We start from the raw sequence: 19783 nt of genomic DNA on the forward strand, positions 1-19783 counted from the left end.
GAAAATACGGGTTTTACTATATGGCACGCAATATGAAAGTACTTCTATATAACAACAGAGAAGGAATTTCATTATGACGTCAGCAAGCATCCATCAATTTAAACACTGGCTTAAGTTTCACCCTAATTCTCGAATTAGAAATGTTTTTTTCATTTTGAAAAACATCAGAAGCGCCGAGCTCCCTACTCCTCAGATCTTCAATCGTTGCCTGTACCAAACACACAAATTGATTGTGAATGTCATCGGGGGATTTACTCGCTTTTGCTACTGGACCCCAGCGTTCAAAGGCAGAGTCGCACAGTGTGGTAAGCGCCTATATTTGTATGGAGGCCTACCTTTCGTAAGTGGACCACTGCAAATTTCAATTGGGAATGACTGTCGTATATCGGGTCACACCACATTTTCAGGGTGTACGCAGCCGCTCGACGGTTTGGAACATCCGTTACTGTCAATTGGTAATAATGTTGATGTGGGTTGGCAATCAACTATCGCGGTCGGCAAACGAGTGATTATCTCCGACAACGTCCGAATTGCTGGCGGTGCCTTTCTTTTTGGTTATTCTGGCCATCCACTTGATGCGACACGTCGTGCAAACGGTGAAGGTGATGACCCACAACAGATTGGCGACATCATACTAGAACGAGATGTGTGGCTAGGGACCAATGTAACTGTCAAAGGCGGCGTGACAATTGGTGAAGGTGCCGTGATTGCTGCCGGTAGCGTTGTAACCAAAAGTATTGCCCCATTCTCTATTGCCGCAGGTAATCCTGCACGAGTGGTTGGTCAAATAAAATCCGTAGAAGTGACAGAGTCAGATGTTTTTGATGCATTTGAGACTCATGGAGGTGACCATGCGTGATCTCATTGTATTCGGTGAAGACTTTGGCGGACTTCCATCGTCAACCCAGCACTTAGTTCGCCAACTAGCTAAAACACATAAAGTACTTTGGATTAACTCCATTGGTCTTAGACAACCGCGCTTAAGCGTGAAAGATGTAACGCGTGCGTTCAATAAGTTGTTTGGTAAGACTAACGCAATCACCCAGAACATGTCGGACTCTGTGGGCCTCAGCAACATTAAAGTCGTCAACTTGAGAACCATCCCTGCTCCTGCATCATACGCTTCGCGCAAGCTCGCTCAATTGATGATGTTGCGACAGTTAAAACCAATGATTGAAGAGCTTAACTTACAAGACCCAATCCTGTGGACGTCGCTTCCTACTGCAGTTGACCTGTGTGGGCATCTGGGTGAATCTGCTGTGGTTTATTATTGCGGCGATGATTTCAGTGCGCTCGCAGGCGTTGACCACCAAACTGTCGCTGAGCACGAATCTAAACTTATCGATAAAGCGGATCTGATTTTCGCAGCGAGTAAAGAGTTAGTGAAAAAGTTTCCTAAATGTAAAACACAGCTTCTTCCACACGGCGTTGATGTTGAGCTATTTTCTACACCAGTAGCCAGAGCTGAAGACCTGCCAAGTAGTCATCGTCCGATTGCAGGGTTTTATGGCAGCCTGTCGAAGTGGCTAGACTATGACATGATCGGACATGTTGCTCACGCAATGCCTGAATGGGATTTTGTATTCATTGGGCCCAACGAGCTTGATACGTTAATGTTACCAAAGTTACACAATGTCCATTACCTTGGCCCAAGACCACATCACACGTTACCAAGTTACTCACAACATTGGGATATTAGTTTGCTGCCCTTTGTAGACAATGAGCAAATACAAGCGTGTAGCCCACTTAAGCTAATGGAATACTTAGCTGCAGGCACACCCATCGTAACAACACCATTCCCTGCGATGGCGTCTTATCAGAAGCACGTTACAGCCATCAACAATGCCCAGGAAATGATCCAAGCACTTAACAACGCTCGTCAACTCACTCACTCGCCTATCTCTATCGTCGAAAAAGACAGCTGGAAAAACCGTGGCAACTTCGTACATTGGATGCTGGAGCTATTATGAACAATCTCAAGCTGCGTTTATTAAGCATATTGAACGGGATGTGGCGTCAGCGCTACGTGATTCTAATCCCTATTCTTATCTTGCCATTTGTGGGGTTTGGTGTGAGTAAACTTGCGCCAACAAAATACGATTCGCACACCAGTATGCTGATACAAGAAACCGCGAAAATGAATCCGTTTCTTGAGGACATCGCCGTTTCTACCATGCTTAAAGACAGAATGAGTGCACTTAGAACCCTGTTACACAGCCGTCACGTTCTTTATTCGGTGGCAGATGAGCTTCAGCTAACAAAACCAGATATGTCGGAAGTTCAAAAACAAGAGATCATTACGGATTTGTCAGAACGTTTATCTGTTACTCAAATGGGTAAAGATTTCTTAAAAATAAGTCTTACCTCTAACACGCCGATCGGTATGGAAGAGACACTTAGTTCCGTCAGCGAGCATTTTATAGAGCAAATATTGGCTCCAGAACGTTCGTCGATCCAAGACTCGAGTAGTTTCCTTAGAATTCACATCGATGAGCGAAGCGCCGAACTGGCAAAGGCGGAAGAAGAGTTAGCGAGATATATTAATGAAAATGTACACTCAACTCCTGAGGTTCAAAGCCAAAGCTTGAATCGATTGGCTTCATTAAAGCAAACCCTAGCCGAGAAAGAAGCCGAGTTATCAGGCGTTGAAAAAAGCCTAGGGTCGATTGACCAACAACTATCAAAAACCAATCCTGTTATCGGCCGATTAGAAGATCAGATTATTGACACACAAAGTTCGTTAACCTTACTAAAAGCAAAGTACACCAATAAACACAGTGCTGTACAGGCGAAGGTCCTTGAACTGGAACGTCTTGAGAACGAAAGAAAAACACTGCTTGCACAGAAGCAACCCGGAATGAACAGTGACCAATTGTGGGATATAGCGAGTAGCACCTCACTAGACAAACTCTCCGACACGCAACCTCTTTTAGTGACTCAACTTCATAACCTTCAACTTGTTCGGGGGCGCTATGAGTCATTAAAAGAAGAGACAAAAAGCCTTAAAACCATGATTTTTGAATTGGAACACAAGGCAAACAACTTCGGTGACAACGCAAAAGAGATGTACCGTTTGCAGCGTGATGTAGAAGTTAAGCGACAACTATTCGATGAACTTAATGAACGTTATGAGATGGCTCAGTTAACTGGTTCGCTAGGTGTGTTCGAAGAAAATAAACGTGTAAAGATTATCGACTTACCTTACACCCCGAGTATCAAATCCAATATGCCGACCTTCATATTCATCCTAGCAGGTCTGATCGCAGGCATTGGCTTAGGTGCGGGGTTAGCGATACTGTTCGAATTGTTTGACTCATCGATCAAACGAAAAAGTGATATTGAAGAGATCATGGGCGTTTCGGTTTTAACGGTCATCCCGAAAATGAACTAAAGGCTCACTATTAAAGAAACGAGCACCAACCTGATGTTGGTGCTCTTTTTTTTTGCGATAAACACCATTGTTGTTCCATAGGAGATTTGAGCCGATTCCTCTCGCTGTCGTTTGTCTTTTGATTCCTATTTTGAGAATGTAAAACCAACAGACACCAAGCCCAAGTAAGTCATTGATTAAAATCAGTTAATTTTCTGGCACGGCACGTGCAACATTGCAGTCATAACAACAAATATGTTTAGCAAAAAGACTTAAAACGTCAGTGCAAGGAGCCGCATTATGGGAAAGCCAAATACAAACCAACGTAAGAAAGTCATACATGTGGTTCAGCACCTAGCGCCAGGAGGTTTAGAAACACTCACTCTCGACTTATTACGTCTTGCAAAGCCACTCGACCAAGTACTAATCGTTAGCTTAGAAGGAACCAAAGATGAGGCGATAAAAAATTGGCCGAAACTACAACCGTATCAAAATCAGATCGTGTTTTTAGATAAAGCACCGGGCGTTCAATTCGGCATCATCGTCAAACTCATTAAAGCTTTTAAAGCAATATGCCCGGACGTCGTCCATACGCATCACATTGGTCCATTGCTCTACGCTGGATATGCCGCGAGAGTCTCAGGCGTCCCAACACGTATCCATACAGAGCACGACGCATGGCATTTAAAAAACAACAAACGTCGAAGACTTCAAGCCCTTGCTCTAAAAGTCGCTCAACCGACATTAGTTGCCGACGCGACCCGTGTCTATGACCAACTTCGTCATACTTTTTCATACAACAATATCATCACCATAAAAAACGGTGTCGATTGCGATAAATTCAAGCCAACGCCCAAAGCGATTGCTCGACAAAAGCTCGAATTACCTAACGATAAACACATCATTGGCTGTGCTGGACGCTTAGAACATGTGAAGGGACAAGACCAACTCATTAAAGCGCTCTCCTTTCTTCCGGCTAATTTCATTGTTGCGTTCGCAGGTGACGGCTCAAAGCGAACCCAATTAGAAGCGTTAACGACAAAACTTGGTTTACAAGAACGCGTAATATTTCTGGGGTTAGTTGAAGACATGACCACATTTTATGGCTCGCTCGATACTTTCTGTCTTCCTTCACGACACGAAGGTTTGCCCCTATCTACGTTAGAAGCGCAAGCTTGCAATATTCCTACGGTAGCAATGGATGTTGGTGCAGTGGATGAAACGCTATGTCCAATTAGTGGCACGCTGGTAAAAAAAGGAAACATTATTGAGTTAGCCAACGCGCTGCTAGAGGGTCAGCAACAACGCTTCCTATCACCGCGCCAATATGTGCTCGACAACTTCGATTTAGTCAAAATGGTCGCGTCTTACGACAATATTTCTCAAGGAGCTTGCGGATGATTGATTGGGTATTAGCCGGTTTGTGTTTGTTTTCCGGAATGTTGATTGTCTATCACCATGCAGCGTATCCGATCCTTTTACGCTGGTATGCGAAAGGCCATCCAGTACGTCAAGTAGAAGAAAGCCATCGCTGCTACAAAGATGAAAAACAAGATTGTACGTTACCAAGCATCACTATTCTGGTACCGGCATTTAACGAAGAGCAATGGATAGCGGATAAAGTCCGTAACCTTGCTTCTCTGGACTATCCAAAAAAGAAGCTGCGAGTGATTATCGCGTGTGATGGCTGCACTGATAGTACTGTCGACATTGCTCAGATGACGATTCAAGAAGCTATGTGCAGCGACATACATGTTGAAATACACGACCACAAACAGAACCGAGGTAAAGTAGCGGTTATTAATGAAGAAGTGACAAACATTAAGAGTGACATTACCGCCCTAAGTGACGTTTCAGCCCTTATATCACTTGATGCGTTACTAATCGCAGCCGCTCACTTTGAAAGTGACAAGGTTGGTGTAGTGAATGCCACTTACCAGCTTTGCCCATCAGGTAACGAAGGTGAAAACACCTATTGGCAATACCAAACAGCAGTAAAAGAGTCAGAGGCGTCGTTAGGCTCAAGCCTTGGTTCGCACGGTGCATTTTACCTGTTTAGAACGCACTTGTTCGAGATGTTGCCTGCCAATACCATCAACGACGACTTCATTCTTCCAATGCAAATAGTTAAACAAGGCTACATCGCTGAATATGAAACGCAAATGGTAGCGCTAGAGCTTGAAGAGTCGAACCTAGATACTGACTTCAAACGTCGCTTACGTATCTCCGCTGGGAACATGCAGCAAGCGATACGACTGTTCGGTTTGTTTAGCCCGAAGTTCAAAGGCATCGCGTTTGCGTTCTTCTCAGGAAAAGGACTTCGCCTACTCACGCCCTATTTAATGATTGTGTGCTTAGTGTGCTCAATCTTACTTAGCAACTACTTGGTATTTGAAGCACTGTTATGGGCTCAAGTTGCTGTTTATATCATTGGCGTACTTGGCTGCATCTTGCCAAAGCGCTTAGTAAACAAACCTATTTCATTAATCTCTTATTTGATCGTTGGACACTATGCCAACTTCATTGGTGGCATTCGTTACCTAATCGGACTAGAAAACTCACCTTGGACACGAGCAAATCATTAAGGACTTATTATGATGAACATTGAACAGCTATCTACCCAAAACCTATACCAATACAAAATCTCACGTGCTAAACGTACTTTTGATTTTGTAAGCTCACTGATTGCTTTGATTTTGCTAGCGCCCGTATTTCCATTGATTGCGATGGCGATTGCACTCACTTCTCGTGGCCCTATTTTCTACCGTCAACTGCGTGTGGGTAAATCGACACCTGAGAAAATGGAAATCTTTGAGATCATGAAGTTCCGTAGCATGTACGAAGATGCAGAAACTCGCTCTGGTGCAGTTTGGGCTACCGCGAATGACCCACGAATCACACCTGTTGGCCGCTTTTTGAGAAAGACTCGTCTTGATGAACTGCCACAACTGATCAATGTATTGAAAGGTGAAATGTCTCTAATTGGCCCGCGCCCTGAACGCCCTACCTTTTACACCAAACTAGAGAACGAAATTCCTTACTTTGCCGACCGTACATATGGAGTAATGCCTGGTATCACGGGTCTAGCGCAAGTCAATCAAGGTTACGACACGTGTATTGACGATGTTCGTCGTAAAGTTGGATTCGACCATAGCTATGCATTGAGCCTGTGTTCAATCAAATCTTGGATCGCTGCTGACCTAAGCATTATCACTAAGACGATTGTTGTGATGGTTGATGGTCGAGGTCGCTAAACCAGTATGGTCTAAGGTAAGAGAGCAAGCTGTTTAGTCCAGGGTGGTAAATAGAGCAGTCTTGCTCGATGTGAGCACAAAGCCAGCTTTGATAATGATTTATCGGCTGGTTTTTTACTGCCTCAAAACAAGCCAAACTCAAGAACGCTTCGATTTTAAAATCCAATTGGTATACGATGCCAACATACTGTTCTAAAAACGATTCAATACCGTAGTTATGAAAATTGAAGATCTTAAGCTGTTTACCACCGTTGTCGAACTGGGTAGTTTTACTGCCGCTGCCAATGCACTTGACCTTCCCCGGGCTAACGTTAGCCGCAGAATTAACGACCTTGAGAAGTCTCTTGGTATTCAATTGTTCTTTAGAACTACTCGCAGCCTTTCCTTAACGAAATCTGGCGAGCTTTATTATAAAGAGCTTCTTAATGCGTTAAGTGCGCTCGACAAAGCGAACCATATCGCCTCTAACCTATCAGAAGTTGCACACGGGCAAGTTAAGATTGGCTTATTGCCAGAAACCAGCGACATCATGCAATCGACGCTGTTTAAGTTCCAAGATATGTACCCGAAGGTCGAGCTTGATATTCGTACCATCAGTAATGGTTTTGTCGATATGTACCGACAAGGGTTAGATCTGGCAATGCACGGTGGTACGTTGAGTGGCGCGAATGTAGTAGCGCGCAAGCTCATGATTTTACAGCGTGTTTTTGTCGCCAGCCCTGAGTTTCTAGAGAAAGAAGGCACGCCTTCAAGCTTAAGAGAAATCACCAACTACCCCTTTGTGTGCTTTCGATGGCCAAGTGGTGATATCGACAAGCAATGGGACATCAAAGACCACATCATCAAGGTCGAACCTTCGGTGGTGAGTGACAGTATCGGCTTCGTGATCGGTGGCGCGACACGTCACAGAGGCATCGCATTACTGCCTGAACTATTGGTACGACAACAACTCAAAGACGGAACTTTGATTAACCTGTTCCCTGACCAGAACCTCCAACAAGAAGAAGCTTGGCTACTCTACCCTCAACGCAAAACGCTGAGTCATTCTGCTCAACTTTTGATTGATTTTCTATTACAAGAACTTCCAAACCTCTAGTTATTGTAATGAATATCATGACAGTGTTTCGCGAATAGACTAGATTATCTAAACAAAACGGAAAGATAGAATTACTCCATAAATTGACAGGAGTAATCCATGAAGCCTATATCTCAACATTCATCTGTTTTGCAGCGTTCGTCTATCTTTCAACAGACACCTATCTTCAAATACACAGTCATTGCACTAAGCCTAACCGCTCTTTTTGGCTGTAATGACTCTGAGGCGACGACAGCTAAAAAACAAACGCGTCCAATTCAAGTTATCCAACTTGAGCCTCTCTCTCATCAAGTTGAAAAATCGTTCACGGGCAAATTGCAGTCATCAGAAATGGCTGGCGTCGCATTTCGTGTACCCGGCACTATTCAAGAGATGATGGTCTCCGTTGGCGATTCAGTTAAGAAAGGTCAACCATTGGCACAACTCGACCCGCATGATTACCAAGTGGCGTTGGAAGAGCTGCAAGCTCGTTCTCTTGAAGCAAAATCCGCACATAAGCTAGCTAAAACTGAACTTTCTCGAGTGAAACAAGCCATTGCCGACAACGCGATTGCTGATGTTAATCTGGACCGCGCAATCAGCGGTTATGAAAGAAGTGAAGCAGCGGTTAAAGTAGTCGAACAAAACATACGCCGCGCAAAAGATTCGATTCGTTACACCCAACTGCTCGCGCCATTCGACGGCGTGGTCGCTGCATCTAACTTCGATCAGTTTGAACAAGTCCTGCCGGGCATTTCAGTTTTCACTATCCACAAGCCAGAACAGCTTGAGGTGACCATTGATGTACCTGAAAATCTGATTCATCAATTCAAAGCCGAACAACAAGCCACCATCAGCTGGTATCACGCAAAGAAGCCTATTACTGGTCATGCGACTGAGATTTCTACACTCCCTCACTCAATCAAACCTATTCGGTCACCTATCGTCTAGACGATTTGACAAATCATGACACACTCAGTCTGTTGCCAGGTAAAGCGGTTACCCTCACCACACAACTGGGTGAAAGCAGCGATAATTTCTGCCTGCCCTATTCATCTATCGTCAACCAGTCAGGCAACGAACAGGTATTCACCATCAAAAACTCACAGGCTATCTCTGTGCCCGTCAATGTCGCGTCATTCGATAAAAATACCGCGTGTGTCGAATCAGAACTTCACAATGGCGACTATGTGGTGGTGAGTGGCGCGCAGTATGTTCAAGAAGGTCAACATTTCTCATCAATCCAAGTAAAAGATCTGTAGGTACGCACCATGAACTTAGCTGACTTTGCCATAAAGCAACGAACCTTCGTCCTGTTCTTCACTGTATTAAGTGTTATCGCTGGCCTGTACTCTTATTTTGACCTCGGTAAGCTCGAAGACCCTAGCTTCACTGTCAAAACGGCCGTTGTTGTTACGCTCTACCCCGGAGCCTCAGCCGAAGAAGTGGAACAACAGGTAACAGATACGGTTGAAACAAAGCTTCAAGAAATGGCGAACTTAAATCGCCTGCGCTCTTTGTCTCGTCCGGGCATGTCGATGGTATTTGTCGATTTAAAAGAGTCTTTGAATTCAAAAGAACTGCCACAAGATTGGGATTTACTGCGTCGAAAAGTATCTGACATGAAAATGCTTCTACCGAGCACAGCACAAATCAGCATCGTACAAGACGAGTTTTCTGAAGTGTACGGCATGCTTTTCTCTGTGTACGGCGAAGACGCTTCTCCTTCAGAACTACGAACTTATGCAGAAGAGTTACAACGTCGCATTAAAACCGTAGACGGCATTAAAAAAGTAGAGCTGCATGGCGTTCAACCTCGCGTAGTGCATATCGATATTCCGGACGAGCGTTTAGCGCAGTATGGTTTGTCGATGGCTCAGGTTTGGAGTCAACTCAATACACAAAACGCGACATTTGATGCGGGTAAATTCGCGGCAGGCAACGAACGCATTCGTGTTCAGCAATCGAGCCAATTCACCTCGATCGCTGATATTAACAACCTGATGATCAAAGGTGGTGTCAGTGATTTAGGGACGGGTTTAATTCGACTTGGTGACATTGCTGATGTGACCATGGGTTACCAAGAGCCAATGATGACGGAAAACCGTTACAACGGCGTACCAGCTGTCACTCTTGCAATGAGCCCAGTCTCTGGCGTGAACGTTGTATCTCTGGGTGACGACATCAATCGTGTGGTTGACGAGTTCCAAGCATCACTGCCCTTAGGTGTTGAAGTCGCGACCGTTGCAAACCAGCCTGAAGAAGTTCAGAAATCGATAGATAACTTCGTAAGCAACCTGCTTGAAAGTGTTGCGATTGTGTTTGTTGTGTTGTCGATTTTCATGGGTTTAAAGAGTGCAACGATTGTTGGTTCAAGCCTGCTATTGACGATTCTACTCACGCTTATCTTCATGAACATTGCGGCGATCGACTTGCATCGAGTGTCTCTGGGTACGTTTATCCTTGCGCTCGGCATGTTAGTTGATAACGCAATTGTGATTACCGACATGATGATCGTGAAGATCAACAAAGGTATCGACCGAACTGCAGCAGCCATTGATTCTGTTAAAGAGACCGCGACTCCCTTGTTTGGTGCAACAGTTATCGCGATTATGGGTGCCAGCCCTGTTATCTTTTCAAAAACCGATGCGGCTGAGTTCTCAAGCTCAGTATTCCTTATCATCGCCTCTTCGTTGTTATTGTCTTGGCTCGTCGCGATGACCTTTACTGCTCTTATGTGCTGGATGTTCATCAAACCAACCAAACAAAAGACCGACACCAAAGTAAGCTTGTACCGTAAAAGCGTCAACTGGACGGTCGATAATCCAATCAAAGCGTTGACTGCCCTCGTCCCGCTTATTCTGGTCACCGCGTTGGCAATTCCGAACATAGCAATTAACTTCATCCCGCAAGCGGATCGCCCTATCTTGTTCCTTGATTACTGGCTTCCGAATAGTGCGAAGATAGAGCAAACCTCACAAGACATGGAACGCATTGAAGCATGGCTACTTGAACAGCCAGAAGTGACCAGTATTTCAACCTATGTGGGCGCTGGTGCACCGCGTTTCTCGGTAACCATTGAGCCTGAACCGTTCGATCCTGCTTATGGTCAGATCTTGATCAACGCTGTTGATTATCCATCACTCAGCAAAGTGATTGCTCGTGGTGACAAGTGGCTAGCGAAAGAGTTTCCTGACGCCGATCCGCGATTCCGAGGTTTAAAACTGGCGACCTCAGATAAATTCAGTGTCGAAGCTCGCTTTTCAGGCCCAGATGTTGCCGTGCTGCATGAACTGTCGAACCAAGCGAAAGCCATCTTACAAGCGCACCCTGATACCAAATACGTGCGTGACGATTGGCGACAAAAAAGCAAAGTGCTTGAGCCAATCATCAACCAAGACAAGATTCGTCAGGCTGGTATCAACCGAGCAGACATCGCATTCGCTATGAAGCGCGCTTCTGAAGGCATGCCATTGGGTCGATTGAACCTAAACGATGAGCTGATCACCATTCAGCTTCGAGGCACAGACCGAAACCTAGAATCACTAGAAACATTGCCTGTTCGTTCACTGTTGGGCTTGCACAGCGTGCCTTTAGGGCAAGTGGTGGATGGTTTTGAACTAACAAGCGAAGAAACTATGATTTGGCGGCGTGATCGTGTGAAAACCATTACTGCACAAGCCGGTGTTGGCCGTTACACCACTCCTGCTGCCGTAAGAAACTCAGTAATCGATGACATTGAAGCCATCGCACTTCCACCAGGCTACAGCCTTGAATGGGGCGGCGAATACTACGATGAGCATAAAGCGGTCAGTGACATCCTAAAACAGCTGCCTAAAGCGATGTTGTTGATGGTGATTATCTTAGTCGCGATGTTTAACGGCTTTAAGCAACCTGTAATTATTCTGACAACTCTACCGCTTGCAGCAACGGGCGCGACATTCAGCTTGTTGTTATTGGATAAACCTTTCGGCTTCATGGCTTTGATTGGTGCAGTCACTCTAACAGGCATGATCATCAAAAACGGTATTGTACTGATGGACCAAATTGAACTGGAACGCACCAATGGTCGTACGCTGTCGGATGCCATTAAAGAAGCAACAGTGAACCGTACCATGGCGATCTCTATGGGCGCACTAACAACGGCTCTAGGTATGATCCCGCTACTAACGGACCTCCTATTCGACCAGATGGCGGCAACGATTATTGGTGGTTTGGCGGCTGCGACCGTGTTGTCTCTGTTCGTGATGCCCGCGCTATACAAACTATTCTATCGTGCCGAAGAAACCGTGAGTATTTCAGATGCGATAAAGGATGCTGTTGTTGTGCTTGATGCGACGCCGAGCAATACAGATAACCAACAAACTAACGTCACTCAATAAGGAGCAGTAAACATGTATCGATTACCTAAGTTTAAAGTGGCTCCTATTGCCCTAGCCTTGTTACTTACCGGTTGTGCGGTTGGCCCAGATTACGAGGAGCCACAAACCACAATGGCAGAAACCTTCTTGTACAGCCAAGACAGTGAAAGCCACAGTGAGACGAATCAACAGCAGAATCATTGGTGGACTCAGTTCAATGATCCGACACTCAATCAGTTAGTGGCTGATGTGCAAAGCCAAAACATACCACTCAAACTCGCTGCTGAACGGATCAATATGGCGAACTCCTATAAGAGTGTCGTTGAATCCTTTAAAGTACCGACCGTAAATGTCGGTGGTGGTTACTACAATTACCAGCTGAGTGAGAATGACTCCCTACTCGGCCCCGTATTTGGTGCATCTGATGCGGTTGAATCAGCAACCGGTATGTCATTGCTGGAGGCACAACACGATGGCGGTTTTCTTGGCGCGAGCATCGCGTGGGAAATGGACCTGTTTGGACGCATCGACAGACAAGCAAACGCAGCTTCGATTCGTGTCGAACAAGCCGAAATCTTCCAATCAGGGTTAAATACCTTAATCACCGCAGACGTGATCCACAACTACCTTCAATACCGTGGCGCACAAGAACGCAAAGCAATTGCAATGGAGAACATACAAGACCAACAACGTACACTTGAGTTAGTAACCAAAGTGGTTCGCAGCGGTTATGGCTCTGAGTTAGATTTAGCACAAACCAAAGCTATGCTCGCTGCAACAGAATCCATTGTTCCTCAGTTAGAAATTGCAGAACAAGTTCACAAACAGCGTATGGCAGTGTTGCTAGGTGAGTCACTTTCGGACGTTAATCAGCGTTTAGCGGGTGACTATACTCTTCCAAGAATGAAAGATGTTATCCCGACAGGCATCCCTTCAGATTTATTGGAGCAGCGCCCAGACATTCGCATCGCAGAACGTGAAATGGCCGCTATCAACGAAGAACTTGGTGCGAGTATTGCCAATCGTTATCCAAAGTTCTTCTTAACAGGCACACCTGGCGTTACCGCTGGAAGTTTTGACGACTTATTTAGCAGTGACTCATTTGGTTGGGCTGCGTCTGCAGGTATTAGTTGGAATGTGTTTGATGGTGGCCGTGGTGAAGCTATGGTTGAGATGAATGAAGCCAGATTCCGCTCAGCAGCACTTAACTACCAACATTCGGTAGACAGCGCATTCGCTGAGGTAGATTCTAGCTTATTCGCATACGGCCGCAGCCAAGAGAATCAAAAGCGCATTGATGAAGCCACCCTCGCCGTCGATAACGCCGTCAGCAAAGCTAAGTCACTCTACAAAGCAGGTTTAGTTGACTACTTATCGGTATTGGATGCACAAAGACAACAAAAGATGATGCAAGACCGCCAAGTGGCCGCTAAGCTGCAAACCGCGAACACCACTATCGCTGTATACAAAGCCCTCGGTGGTGATTGGAAAGTCTCTAACAATCCAGAAAGTGTCGAGTTAGCTGCTGTGAACTAAAAGACCGACATGCAATTCACCGAAGCAATAAGCAAAAAAATACCGCTGAATCAATCAGCGGTATTTTTCTATTCATACAAACGTGACTATTTAGCTTGGTTGCGCTTCGCCCACTCTTGTACGGCATCACCCATCGTTAATCCTGTTGAGCTTTTCATCCAAAGCATGAAATCACGATCAAATTTAAACTGCTCACCAAGTTGGGATTTAAAGTATCGACGGACATTCTGAGTCGTTTTATAGCTATCTGTGATTAACGTATTCTCGTCTATCTGATTTTTGTGCCAATCAACCTTTGCCATGTACTCTGATTCCTCCTTGAAAATAAGCGATTCAAATTGCACCACAGCAGCGTCTAATTACACGTTTCTTGGTGCGAACATAATAATCGCCATACCAAGCAGCGCCACCGAACCACCAACTAGATCCCACGTTGTTGGTTTCTCACCATCGACAAGCCACAGCCATACCAGCGCGACCGAGATGTACACACCACCGTAAGCCGCATAAACACGCCCTGTCGCTGTAGGGTGCAGCGTCAGCAACCAAGCAAATGCTGCAAGGCTTATTGCTGCCGGGATCAGTAACCAGGCACTCTTGTCTTCCCTTAGCCAAAGGTAAGGTAAATAACATCCTACTATTTCCGCTATCGCCGTAACGACAAAAAGACCTACCGTTTTGAATTCAATCACAACTTACCTTTACTTTTTATAACCCACTAGCTCCAACCATTTGGAACATTTTCATCATTATCATACTCTGCGTGACACACTGAGCACTTGAAATAACTAATTTGAGACTTAGACTTTTGAGTTCCCAACAACACACCGAACACGATGTTCAACACATGCGACTTCAACGTATTTTTATCTAGTTGTTTCGCTTCAATTTCTGCTGAACTTAACCTTATATGGGGCGTCTCTTTATTGCAGTTCCCGCAATGCAATATCTTCTCGCTAACAGACATATCCTTATCCCTTTTAACGTATGTTTGTTGAGTATTAAAACGTCTTTATCTTTTCGTTATTATAAACTCATCATGGTTTCAGGACAGCCTTCAAACCTTGTGCGTCTTTACAACCAATATAAATGTGTTTTCCACCGCTTAAGCTTAGCTTTATTGCTGAGCCTGTCGATGCGTTATACAGCCATCCATCGCTCAACATTCGGATACCAATACCTTGATACCACTTAGTTTGATAAAACGATGTGTCGACAATATCAGATACCTTCACAACCTTACGCCAAAAACCAAAACCGAAATACCAAGTCAGCGTGTCACCTTTGAGCTCAATTGTCATGGAGAAAAAGAGAATCGCAATTAAAGCGTTGATCGACAGGGCAAACAAGGAACCGAAGCCATTGTTCGATGTAAATACAATAAACACGCTAAGCACAATGAAGATCAGCAGCAACCCTTTGTTGAGCTCCTTGCTATAAAACATACTTCAAACTCCTTTCACTACCGGTGTTGGTAAGCTAGGTAATCTTATCTAAAGGCCAGCCTTCTAACCATTCGAGTCACGAAATGTGCGCAAACACCAACAGCGACGCCAATGATCATTGCCTTGATGCTACCCAACCAAAGTATCAAACCAGAGTACCCTTGTGCTGGCCCTAAACCGTCGTTTCTGGTCACATCGGTGAACATGAATCCATTCCACCAAACATGTAACAATACCGTAGATAAGTGCATACAAATGGCAATGGTTCCAAATAACGCATGCCTGTCAGCAGCGCCATCTCGACAAAATGAGAAAACGAGCAAAAAGGTAAAAATTAAAGGCGCAGACAACACCAAAGAGACAGTGAACGCTTCTAACCCACTCTGGCTTCCGTAACTATAAGTGCTAAACACCATGGCCATTGATAGCAAAAGCGGCACAAGTGCAGTCCACGTTAATCTGTTCATTTCAGTTCCCTGTCTTAGTAATTAGCTTGAAGAAAAATTCGATAATCGACAGGGAACGTTAATTACCAAAATTTGAGCATCTGAAACGTACTTATATCTCAACAACTCGATAGAAAACTCAGTCTTCGGTGAATCTCATGTAACGCAAGTCTTAAGTCTTTGGGTCAACCTACATCATTTTGCGCACTTTGTTTTTGTTTCGCACCGATTATTGCTTGCTTAATCTTCGCCTTATGGTTCTCTTCCCACTGAGCCAATGTTAACGAGGCTTCTTTATTAGCTTTATCTGAAGCCATTAAAAATACCTCATCTTTTCTGGACTTAGGAATAACAGCAACACCCTCGATATCAGCCACAATGATATCTCCGGTTGAGACGTTTACGCCTCCACATCTAATTTCAGTACCTAGTTCAGAATAGATCTCTTTTTTTCCCGGAACTGGATGAACACCTTTAGCAAAAACTGGGAATTTCATGTCTGTAATTTCAGCCAAATCCCGAATAACACCATCAATAATGAAACCTTTTATGCCTCTACGCTTAGCAACTGCGCATACATTGCCTCCTGCAACTGCATATTCGCTATCAACACCATCGACGACAATAATTGAGCCTTTTGGTGCTTCATATATTGCAGAATGAAGCATTAAGTTATCACCAGCAGCTAATTGAACCGTAAAAGCTTCGCCACAAATTCGCGGCATGTCCTGCCAAAGAGGACCAATATTGAAATCCATAAAGTACTGATTACCCAATATGTTTCCGTACTCGGTTGTCGCTAATGTAGAAAAGTCTTGCTTCATATTTACACTCCTTGTCCAGGGTATCCTTAAGCCTCAAATACAAGTCACGGACTCTCATTTCAACCCCGTTCTATACACTTTGAATTTTCGTACTTCATTAATGTTACTTACTGTCGCGCTTATTCTGTTGATGCTCTGCGTATTTATTAGAAATCCATTGATGAATATGAAGCTCTGTTCTACGAACCAGATACCAATCTATCGCCGCTAAAACGACCAAGCCTATTACAGTTCCCACCTATTCACTCCATATACACTTATTGGTAGATCAATCCCAAGTTAAGACTTGTACTTGCGGCCATCTAGCTTTGTAGCCCGCCGTCATTGTGTTGTAGTTCTGTTCGGTCATTGCTCGCTTATTTGGCTTGATCAACATGTTAAATGCGTCCTCTAATCCGTAAGGTGCAAATATCCTGATGTGATCTGACCCTTCTATGGTGAAGCCAATAGCAAAAGCAGATAACCAAGATTCAATACCTTGCTCAACACGCTCATATGGCTGAATGGAACATCCGAACTTCGTCGAATAGCGTTCATGGATAGTTGCCTGATTTTTTACATCAATATCTACGATATGACTTAACCGCGAGCAAATGCGACTTTTAAACCCATCTTCACTGGTGAGCTGAGAACTATCGAAATAAACGATATCAAAATCCTTCACCTGATCGAGAAGTGGCTTATTTTCAATACTATTCCAGACTACCTGAGTAATAGCGCAACCAGCAATATAGAAGTTTGGCACCCCTACTTCTCGACATACTTTAGCAGTCTCAACTAACTCAGGAACTTGATGGATTAGATATTCAAGCTGTTTGTTCATATTGGCCTATTAGAGCATGCTAAAGGTGAAGATGATTGAACTGAATCGCTGAAGCAGATTATGAGCAAACAGCCTACAACGCGAGTTTGAACCCTTCATGCGTTGCTTTAAATCCAAGTTTTTCATAGAACCTGATGGCATCAGGGCGCTGCTTGTCACTTGTTAACTGAACGATTGTACAGCCTTTGTTTTTTGCCAGTTCGATAGCGTGTCCGAACATTTGCTCACCGAAACCTTGTCCACGATAGTCACTATGGATTCGAACACCTTCGATAAGACAACGCCAACTACCAATATGCGTTAGATACGGAATAAAGGTTAGTTGAAGCATCCCGACCAGAGCGCCTTCCAGTTCAACAACCAGTAATTCGTTGTTTGGGTCTCGCGCAATCGCTTCGAACGCTTCAATATAGCCACGATTCAACGGTATAGACGCATCTTCTCTTTTACTACCAAGTGGGTCATTTGAAAGCAAAGCAACAAGACTTTCCAAATCTTTAAATTCAGCTGAACGATACTTTAATTCCATCTGTAGGTCCTTTTTAATTCTGACTGCTAAAGCCGCATAAAAGTATGAGCAATGCGACTACAAAGCTTCACCTTACCATCGTAAAAATCGAACTCAACTATGGGGTGGAAAATGACATGTGGCGAGAATCTATCTTAAATGCCAAGTTAGAAAAATTAGTTAACGTCCCACTCTGGCCAATGTTGACATAAGATAAGCTCACCGCCATTCTCGGCCTTATTTAGAGGTAGATCGTACAAATCTAGGTACAATTGCTCGATGTATTTAGCTTGCCTGTTAGTGCAAGGAAAATATGAGAAGTAAATTAGCATCTCATCTGAGAAGTTTTTCTTTTTCCAATGAGAGCGCAACCGAGAATTGACGTAACCTTTACCAACATACAGACATGTCATGTGATAACGGTCATGCTGGGTACAATAGTCTTCTTTATGCCAAAGCATATAGATACCAGATTGTTTTCCAATGCCCCAGAGCTCAAGTTGATGATCAGCGATGGTTTCGTCTGTAAACCAACCAATATTCGATTTCGATATTTGAGATAGACTGAAACCAAAGTTTGTCTCCGTGGACAATACACGATCGAAACTTTCGTCTGTATCGCTACAGCGACAATTACAAATTTCAAAACAACACATATTTTCTCAGTTAGTTTCCACAATTGTCTAACGCCCAATTAAGTTATGAGCAACGCTACCATCCTACTTGAACCATTGTGCCGTAAACACTAAAGTTGAATCAAACCGAAAATGCCAAGCGTTGCGAATCCGTCTTAAACGCTTTGTATGGATAATAAGCACTCCAACCGGGTAAGGTGAGACCCAGACTTTAGCTGCAACTAAAGTTCTTCTATCTGGTAGTTCGATTAAACGATGGCTCCTCGATTGAGAGACCGGTAACAAGTACGAACGTCAGATAGAACTCCAAGCACCACACTCGAATAGTCTTCTGGGTCTCGAGCCCGCATTTGCAAGCAAGAGTTAGCTTATTATGAATACAAACACACTTCAAAACATTAATGTTGGCGTTGATACTGGTAAGTCACAATTAGACATCTATGTCCGTCCACTCGACATTTACTTCACCGTACCAAACACCGATAAAGGCATCAGCGATGCCATTAAAATCATTAAGAAACACAAACCTCAACGCGTCGTCATCGAGGCTACAGGTCGATTAGAAATGCCCTTCATACTCGCCTGTGGTAAAGCCAAATTGCCTTATGTCGTTGCCAATCCACTACGTATTAAAAGATTTGCTGAAGCCATTGGTCAACGAGCTAAGAACGATCGTTTAGATGCCGAACTCATCGCACATTATGCCGAACGAGTTCAGCCCGAACTTACCAAGCTAAAAAGCGAAAACATACGCCTTATGAGTGACTTAGTCACGAGGCGGAACCAACTACTCACCATGCAAACCATGGAAAGAAACCGACTACAAATATTACCCAAAAACATCTCATCGACTATTACTCCGATTCTAACCGCTCTAAAAAATCAGCTTAAAAAAGTAGAGGCAAAGATAGAAAAGCTGATTGAGAGCTGCCCTGAATATCAAGCTAAGAACACCATCCTTCAAAGCATGCCTGGCGTAGGAAAGATCCTAGCCGCCTCGCTAATTAGCAATGTACCCGAACTCGGTTTTATCACTAACAAGCAAGCCTCTTCTCTCATTGGCGTCGCACCTATAACAAGAGAGAGCGGACGCTTCAAAGGCAAACGGATGATAAAAGGAGGTCGACCTCAAGTTAGAACAGTCATGTACATGGCAATGATGTCGGCTATCCAATGCAACCCTGTATTTAAGGCTACTTATGAACGATTACTTGCGGCAGGAAAACCTAAAAAAGTAGCGATAGTTGCCTGCATGAGAAAGATGGTTGTGACACTCAATTCAATGCTAAGAGACGGCGCAATGTGGGATAAAGATAGCGTCAAAAATTAACTATTGACGCCATAGTCTCTTGTTATGTGATGTTTAATTTGAAAGTTTGGGCATAAAGTTGGCAAGCATACTGAACATCACCAAAATTCCGAGTTCGCCAGTAAGGCTGGCGGGAGAAACCTTTATTTGAGTTCTTTTGTTTAAAACCATCAGGCTCTCTTTCAAAATAAGCTTTC

20 protein-coding genes and 1 pseudogene are annotated in these 19783 nt (G+C 44.2%); 11 read left to right on the plus strand and 10 right to left on the minus strand.

Annotated elements, in window-relative coordinates:
- Positions 1-73 precede the first annotated feature (73 nt).
- From OH460_RS16200 to OH460_RS16245, 10 genes and pseudogenes are all read left to right on the plus strand, one after another.
- Positions 74-859 (plus strand): acyltransferase, encoded by a 786-nt coding sequence (locus OH460_RS16200; protein WP_008217838.1) that lies wholly within the window; start codon positions 74-76, stop codon positions 857-859.
- Positions 852-1970 carry a glycosyltransferase gene (locus tag OH460_RS16205; RefSeq protein WP_269998626.1) on the plus strand — a complete coding sequence of 373 codons (1119 nt, stop codon included), beginning with the start codon at positions 852-854 and terminating at the stop codon, positions 1968-1970. The genes OH460_RS16200 and OH460_RS16205 overlap by 8 nt, the downstream gene beginning before the upstream one ends.
- Positions 1967-3391 carry a GumC family protein gene (locus OH460_RS16210; RefSeq protein WP_269998628.1) on the plus strand — a complete coding sequence of 475 codons (1425 nt, stop codon included), beginning with the start codon at positions 1967-1969 and terminating at the stop codon, positions 3389-3391. Before OH460_RS16205 ends, OH460_RS16210 begins: the two co-directional genes overlap by 4 nt.
- 279 nt (positions 3392-3670) lie before the next feature.
- Complete coding sequence (locus OH460_RS16215; protein ID WP_269998630.1) at positions 3671-4771, plus strand: glycosyltransferase; 1101 nt, start codon at positions 3671-3673, stop codon at positions 4769-4771.
- Entirely contained in the window at positions 4768-5955 is a 1188-nt protein-coding gene (locus OH460_RS16220; protein ID WP_269998632.1) for a glycosyltransferase family 2 protein, read from the plus strand. The genes OH460_RS16215 and OH460_RS16220 overlap by 4 nt, the downstream gene beginning before the upstream one ends.
- 9 nt (positions 5956-5964) lie before the next feature.
- Positions 5965-6624: a sugar transferase gene (locus tag OH460_RS16225; RefSeq protein WP_269998634.1), complete on the plus strand. Its 660-nt coding sequence runs from the start codon at positions 5965-5967 to the stop codon at positions 6622-6624.
- Between the two features lie 217 nt (positions 6625-6841).
- The gene (locus tag OH460_RS16230; protein WP_269998636.1) at positions 6842-7720 is read left to right on the plus strand and encodes a LysR family transcriptional regulator; all 879 of its coding nucleotides are present in this window, start codon (positions 6842-6844) and stop codon (positions 7718-7720) included.
- A 99-nt stretch (positions 7721-7819) separates the two neighbouring features.
- Positions 7820-8961: pseudogene (locus OH460_RS16235) on the plus strand (efflux RND transporter periplasmic adaptor subunit).
- A gap of 9 nt (positions 8962-8970) precedes the next feature.
- Positions 8971-12081 carry an efflux RND transporter permease subunit gene (locus OH460_RS16240; RefSeq protein WP_269998638.1) on the plus strand — a complete coding sequence of 1037 codons (3111 nt, stop codon included), beginning with the start codon at positions 8971-8973 and terminating at the stop codon, positions 12079-12081.
- Positions 12082-12093: 12 nt separating this feature from the next.
- Positions 12094-13596 carry an efflux transporter outer membrane subunit gene (locus OH460_RS16245; RefSeq protein WP_269998640.1) on the plus strand — a complete coding sequence of 501 codons (1503 nt, stop codon included), beginning with the start codon at positions 12094-12096 and terminating at the stop codon, positions 13594-13596.
- An 86-nt stretch (positions 13597-13682) separates the two neighbouring features.
- Here OH460_RS16245 and OH460_RS16250 read toward each other — a convergent pair whose 3' ends face one another.
- The 10 genes from OH460_RS16250 to OH460_RS16295 all read right to left on the minus strand — a co-directional run bounded on the left by OH460_RS16250 (position 13683) and on the right by OH460_RS16295 (position 18235).
- A complete protein-coding gene (locus OH460_RS16250) occupies positions 13683-13898 on the minus strand; it encodes a DUF6434 domain-containing protein (RefSeq protein ID WP_128160630.1) in 216 nt (71 codons plus the stop codon).
- A gap of 57 nt (positions 13899-13955) precedes the next feature.
- The gene (locus OH460_RS16255) at positions 13956-14288 is read right to left on the minus strand and encodes a YnfA family protein (protein WP_269998643.1); all 333 of its coding nucleotides are present in this window, start codon (positions 14286-14288) and stop codon (positions 13956-13958) included.
- A gap of 26 nt (positions 14289-14314) precedes the next feature.
- Positions 14315-14563 (minus strand): hypothetical protein, encoded by a 249-nt coding sequence (locus tag OH460_RS16260; protein ID WP_061034089.1) that lies wholly within the window; start codon positions 14561-14563, stop codon positions 14315-14317.
- A gap of 70 nt (positions 14564-14633) precedes the next feature.
- Positions 14634-15041 carry a hypothetical protein gene (locus tag OH460_RS16265; protein ID WP_269998647.1) on the minus strand — a complete coding sequence of 136 codons (408 nt, stop codon included), beginning with the start codon at positions 15039-15041 and terminating at the stop codon, positions 14634-14636.
- 44 nt (positions 15042-15085) lie between these two features.
- Positions 15086-15508 (minus strand): hypothetical protein, encoded by a 423-nt coding sequence (locus OH460_RS16270; protein WP_269998648.1) that lies wholly within the window; start codon positions 15506-15508, stop codon positions 15086-15088.
- A 164-nt stretch (positions 15509-15672) separates the two neighbouring features.
- Positions 15673-16311, minus strand: a complete 639-nt coding sequence (locus tag OH460_RS16275) for an RraA family protein (RefSeq protein ID WP_269998650.1) — start codon at positions 16309-16311, stop codon at positions 15673-15675.
- A 103-nt stretch (positions 16312-16414) separates the two neighbouring features.
- Positions 16415-16549, minus strand: a complete 135-nt coding sequence (locus OH460_RS16280; protein WP_269998652.1) for a hypothetical protein — start codon at positions 16547-16549, stop codon at positions 16415-16417.
- A 30-nt stretch (positions 16550-16579) separates the two neighbouring features.
- Positions 16580-17134 carry a nucleotidyltransferase family protein gene (locus tag OH460_RS16285; protein ID WP_269998654.1) on the minus strand — a complete coding sequence of 185 codons (555 nt, stop codon included), beginning with the start codon at positions 17132-17134 and terminating at the stop codon, positions 16580-16582.
- Positions 17135-17207: 73 nt separating this feature from the next.
- The gene (locus OH460_RS16290; RefSeq protein WP_269998656.1) at positions 17208-17663 is read right to left on the minus strand and encodes a GNAT family N-acetyltransferase; all 456 of its coding nucleotides are present in this window, start codon (positions 17661-17663) and stop codon (positions 17208-17210) included.
- A 155-nt stretch (positions 17664-17818) separates the two neighbouring features.
- On the minus strand, positions 17819-18235 hold the full coding sequence (locus OH460_RS16295) for a hypothetical protein (RefSeq protein ID WP_269998658.1): 417 nt from the start codon (positions 18233-18235) through the stop codon (positions 17819-17821).
- 415 nt (positions 18236-18650) lie between these two features.
- On the opposite strand from OH460_RS16295, the gene OH460_RS16300 reads away from it, so the two are divergent.
- Positions 18651-19607, plus strand: a complete 957-nt coding sequence (locus tag OH460_RS16300; protein ID WP_269998659.1) for an IS110 family transposase — start codon at positions 18651-18653, stop codon at positions 19605-19607.
- The last annotated feature ends 176 nt before the right edge of the window (positions 19608-19783 follow it).

The organism is Vibrio sp. Makdt (assembly GCF_027587015.1).
In the GTDB taxonomy this organism is placed as follows: Bacteria; Pseudomonadota; Gammaproteobacteria; order Enterobacterales; family Vibrionaceae; genus Vibrio; species Vibrio chagasii_B.

Excerpts from the sequence above, each read along its gene's own strand:
- OH460_RS16200 (WP_008217838.1), top strand. The coding sequence starts at position 74 with ATGACGTCAGCAAGCATCCATCAATTTAAACACTGGCTTAAGTTTCAC.
- OH460_RS16205 (WP_269998626.1), top strand. The coding sequence starts at position 852 with ATGCGTGATCTCATTGTATTCGGTGAAGACTTTGGCGGACTTCCATCG.
- OH460_RS16210 (WP_269998628.1), top strand. The coding sequence starts at position 1,967 with ATGAACAATCTCAAGCTGCGTTTATTAAGCATATTGAACGGGATGTGG.
- OH460_RS16215 (WP_269998630.1), top strand. The coding sequence starts at position 3,671 with ATGGGAAAGCCAAATACAAACCAACGTAAGAAAGTCATACATGTGGTT.
- OH460_RS16220 (WP_269998632.1), top strand. The coding sequence starts at position 4,768 with ATGATTGATTGGGTATTAGCCGGTTTGTGTTTGTTTTCCGGAATGTTG.
- OH460_RS16225 (WP_269998634.1), top strand. The coding sequence starts at position 5,965 with ATGATGAACATTGAACAGCTATCTACCCAAAACCTATACCAATACAAA.
- OH460_RS16230 (WP_269998636.1), top strand. The coding sequence starts at position 6,842 with ATGAAAATTGAAGATCTTAAGCTGTTTACCACCGTTGTCGAACTGGGT.
- OH460_RS16240 (WP_269998638.1), top strand. The coding sequence starts at position 8,971 with ATGAACTTAGCTGACTTTGCCATAAAGCAACGAACCTTCGTCCTGTTC.
- OH460_RS16245 (WP_269998640.1), top strand. The coding sequence starts at position 12,094 with ATGTATCGATTACCTAAGTTTAAAGTGGCTCCTATTGCCCTAGCCTTG.
- OH460_RS16250 (WP_128160630.1), bottom strand. The coding sequence starts at position 13,898 with ATGGCAAAGGTTGATTGGCACAAAAATCAGATAGACGAGAATACGTTA.
- OH460_RS16260 (WP_061034089.1), bottom strand. The coding sequence starts at position 14,563 with ATGTCTGTTAGCGAGAAGATATTGCATTGCGGGAACTGCAATAAAGAG.
- OH460_RS16265 (WP_269998647.1), bottom strand. The coding sequence starts at position 15,041 with ATGTTTTATAGCAAGGAGCTCAACAAAGGGTTGCTGCTGATCTTCATT.
- OH460_RS16270 (WP_269998648.1), bottom strand. The coding sequence starts at position 15,508 with ATGAACAGATTAACGTGGACTGCACTTGTGCCGCTTTTGCTATCAATG.
- OH460_RS16275 (WP_269998650.1), bottom strand. The coding sequence starts at position 16,311 with ATGAAGCAAGACTTTTCTACATTAGCGACAACCGAGTACGGAAACATA.
- OH460_RS16285 (WP_269998654.1), bottom strand. The coding sequence starts at position 17,134 with ATGAACAAACAGCTTGAATATCTAATCCATCAAGTTCCTGAGTTAGTT.
- OH460_RS16290 (WP_269998656.1), bottom strand. The coding sequence starts at position 17,663 with ATGGAATTAAAGTATCGTTCAGCTGAATTTAAAGATTTGGAAAGTCTT.
- OH460_RS16300 (WP_269998659.1), top strand. The coding sequence starts at position 18,651 with ATGAATACAAACACACTTCAAAACATTAATGTTGGCGTTGATACTGGT.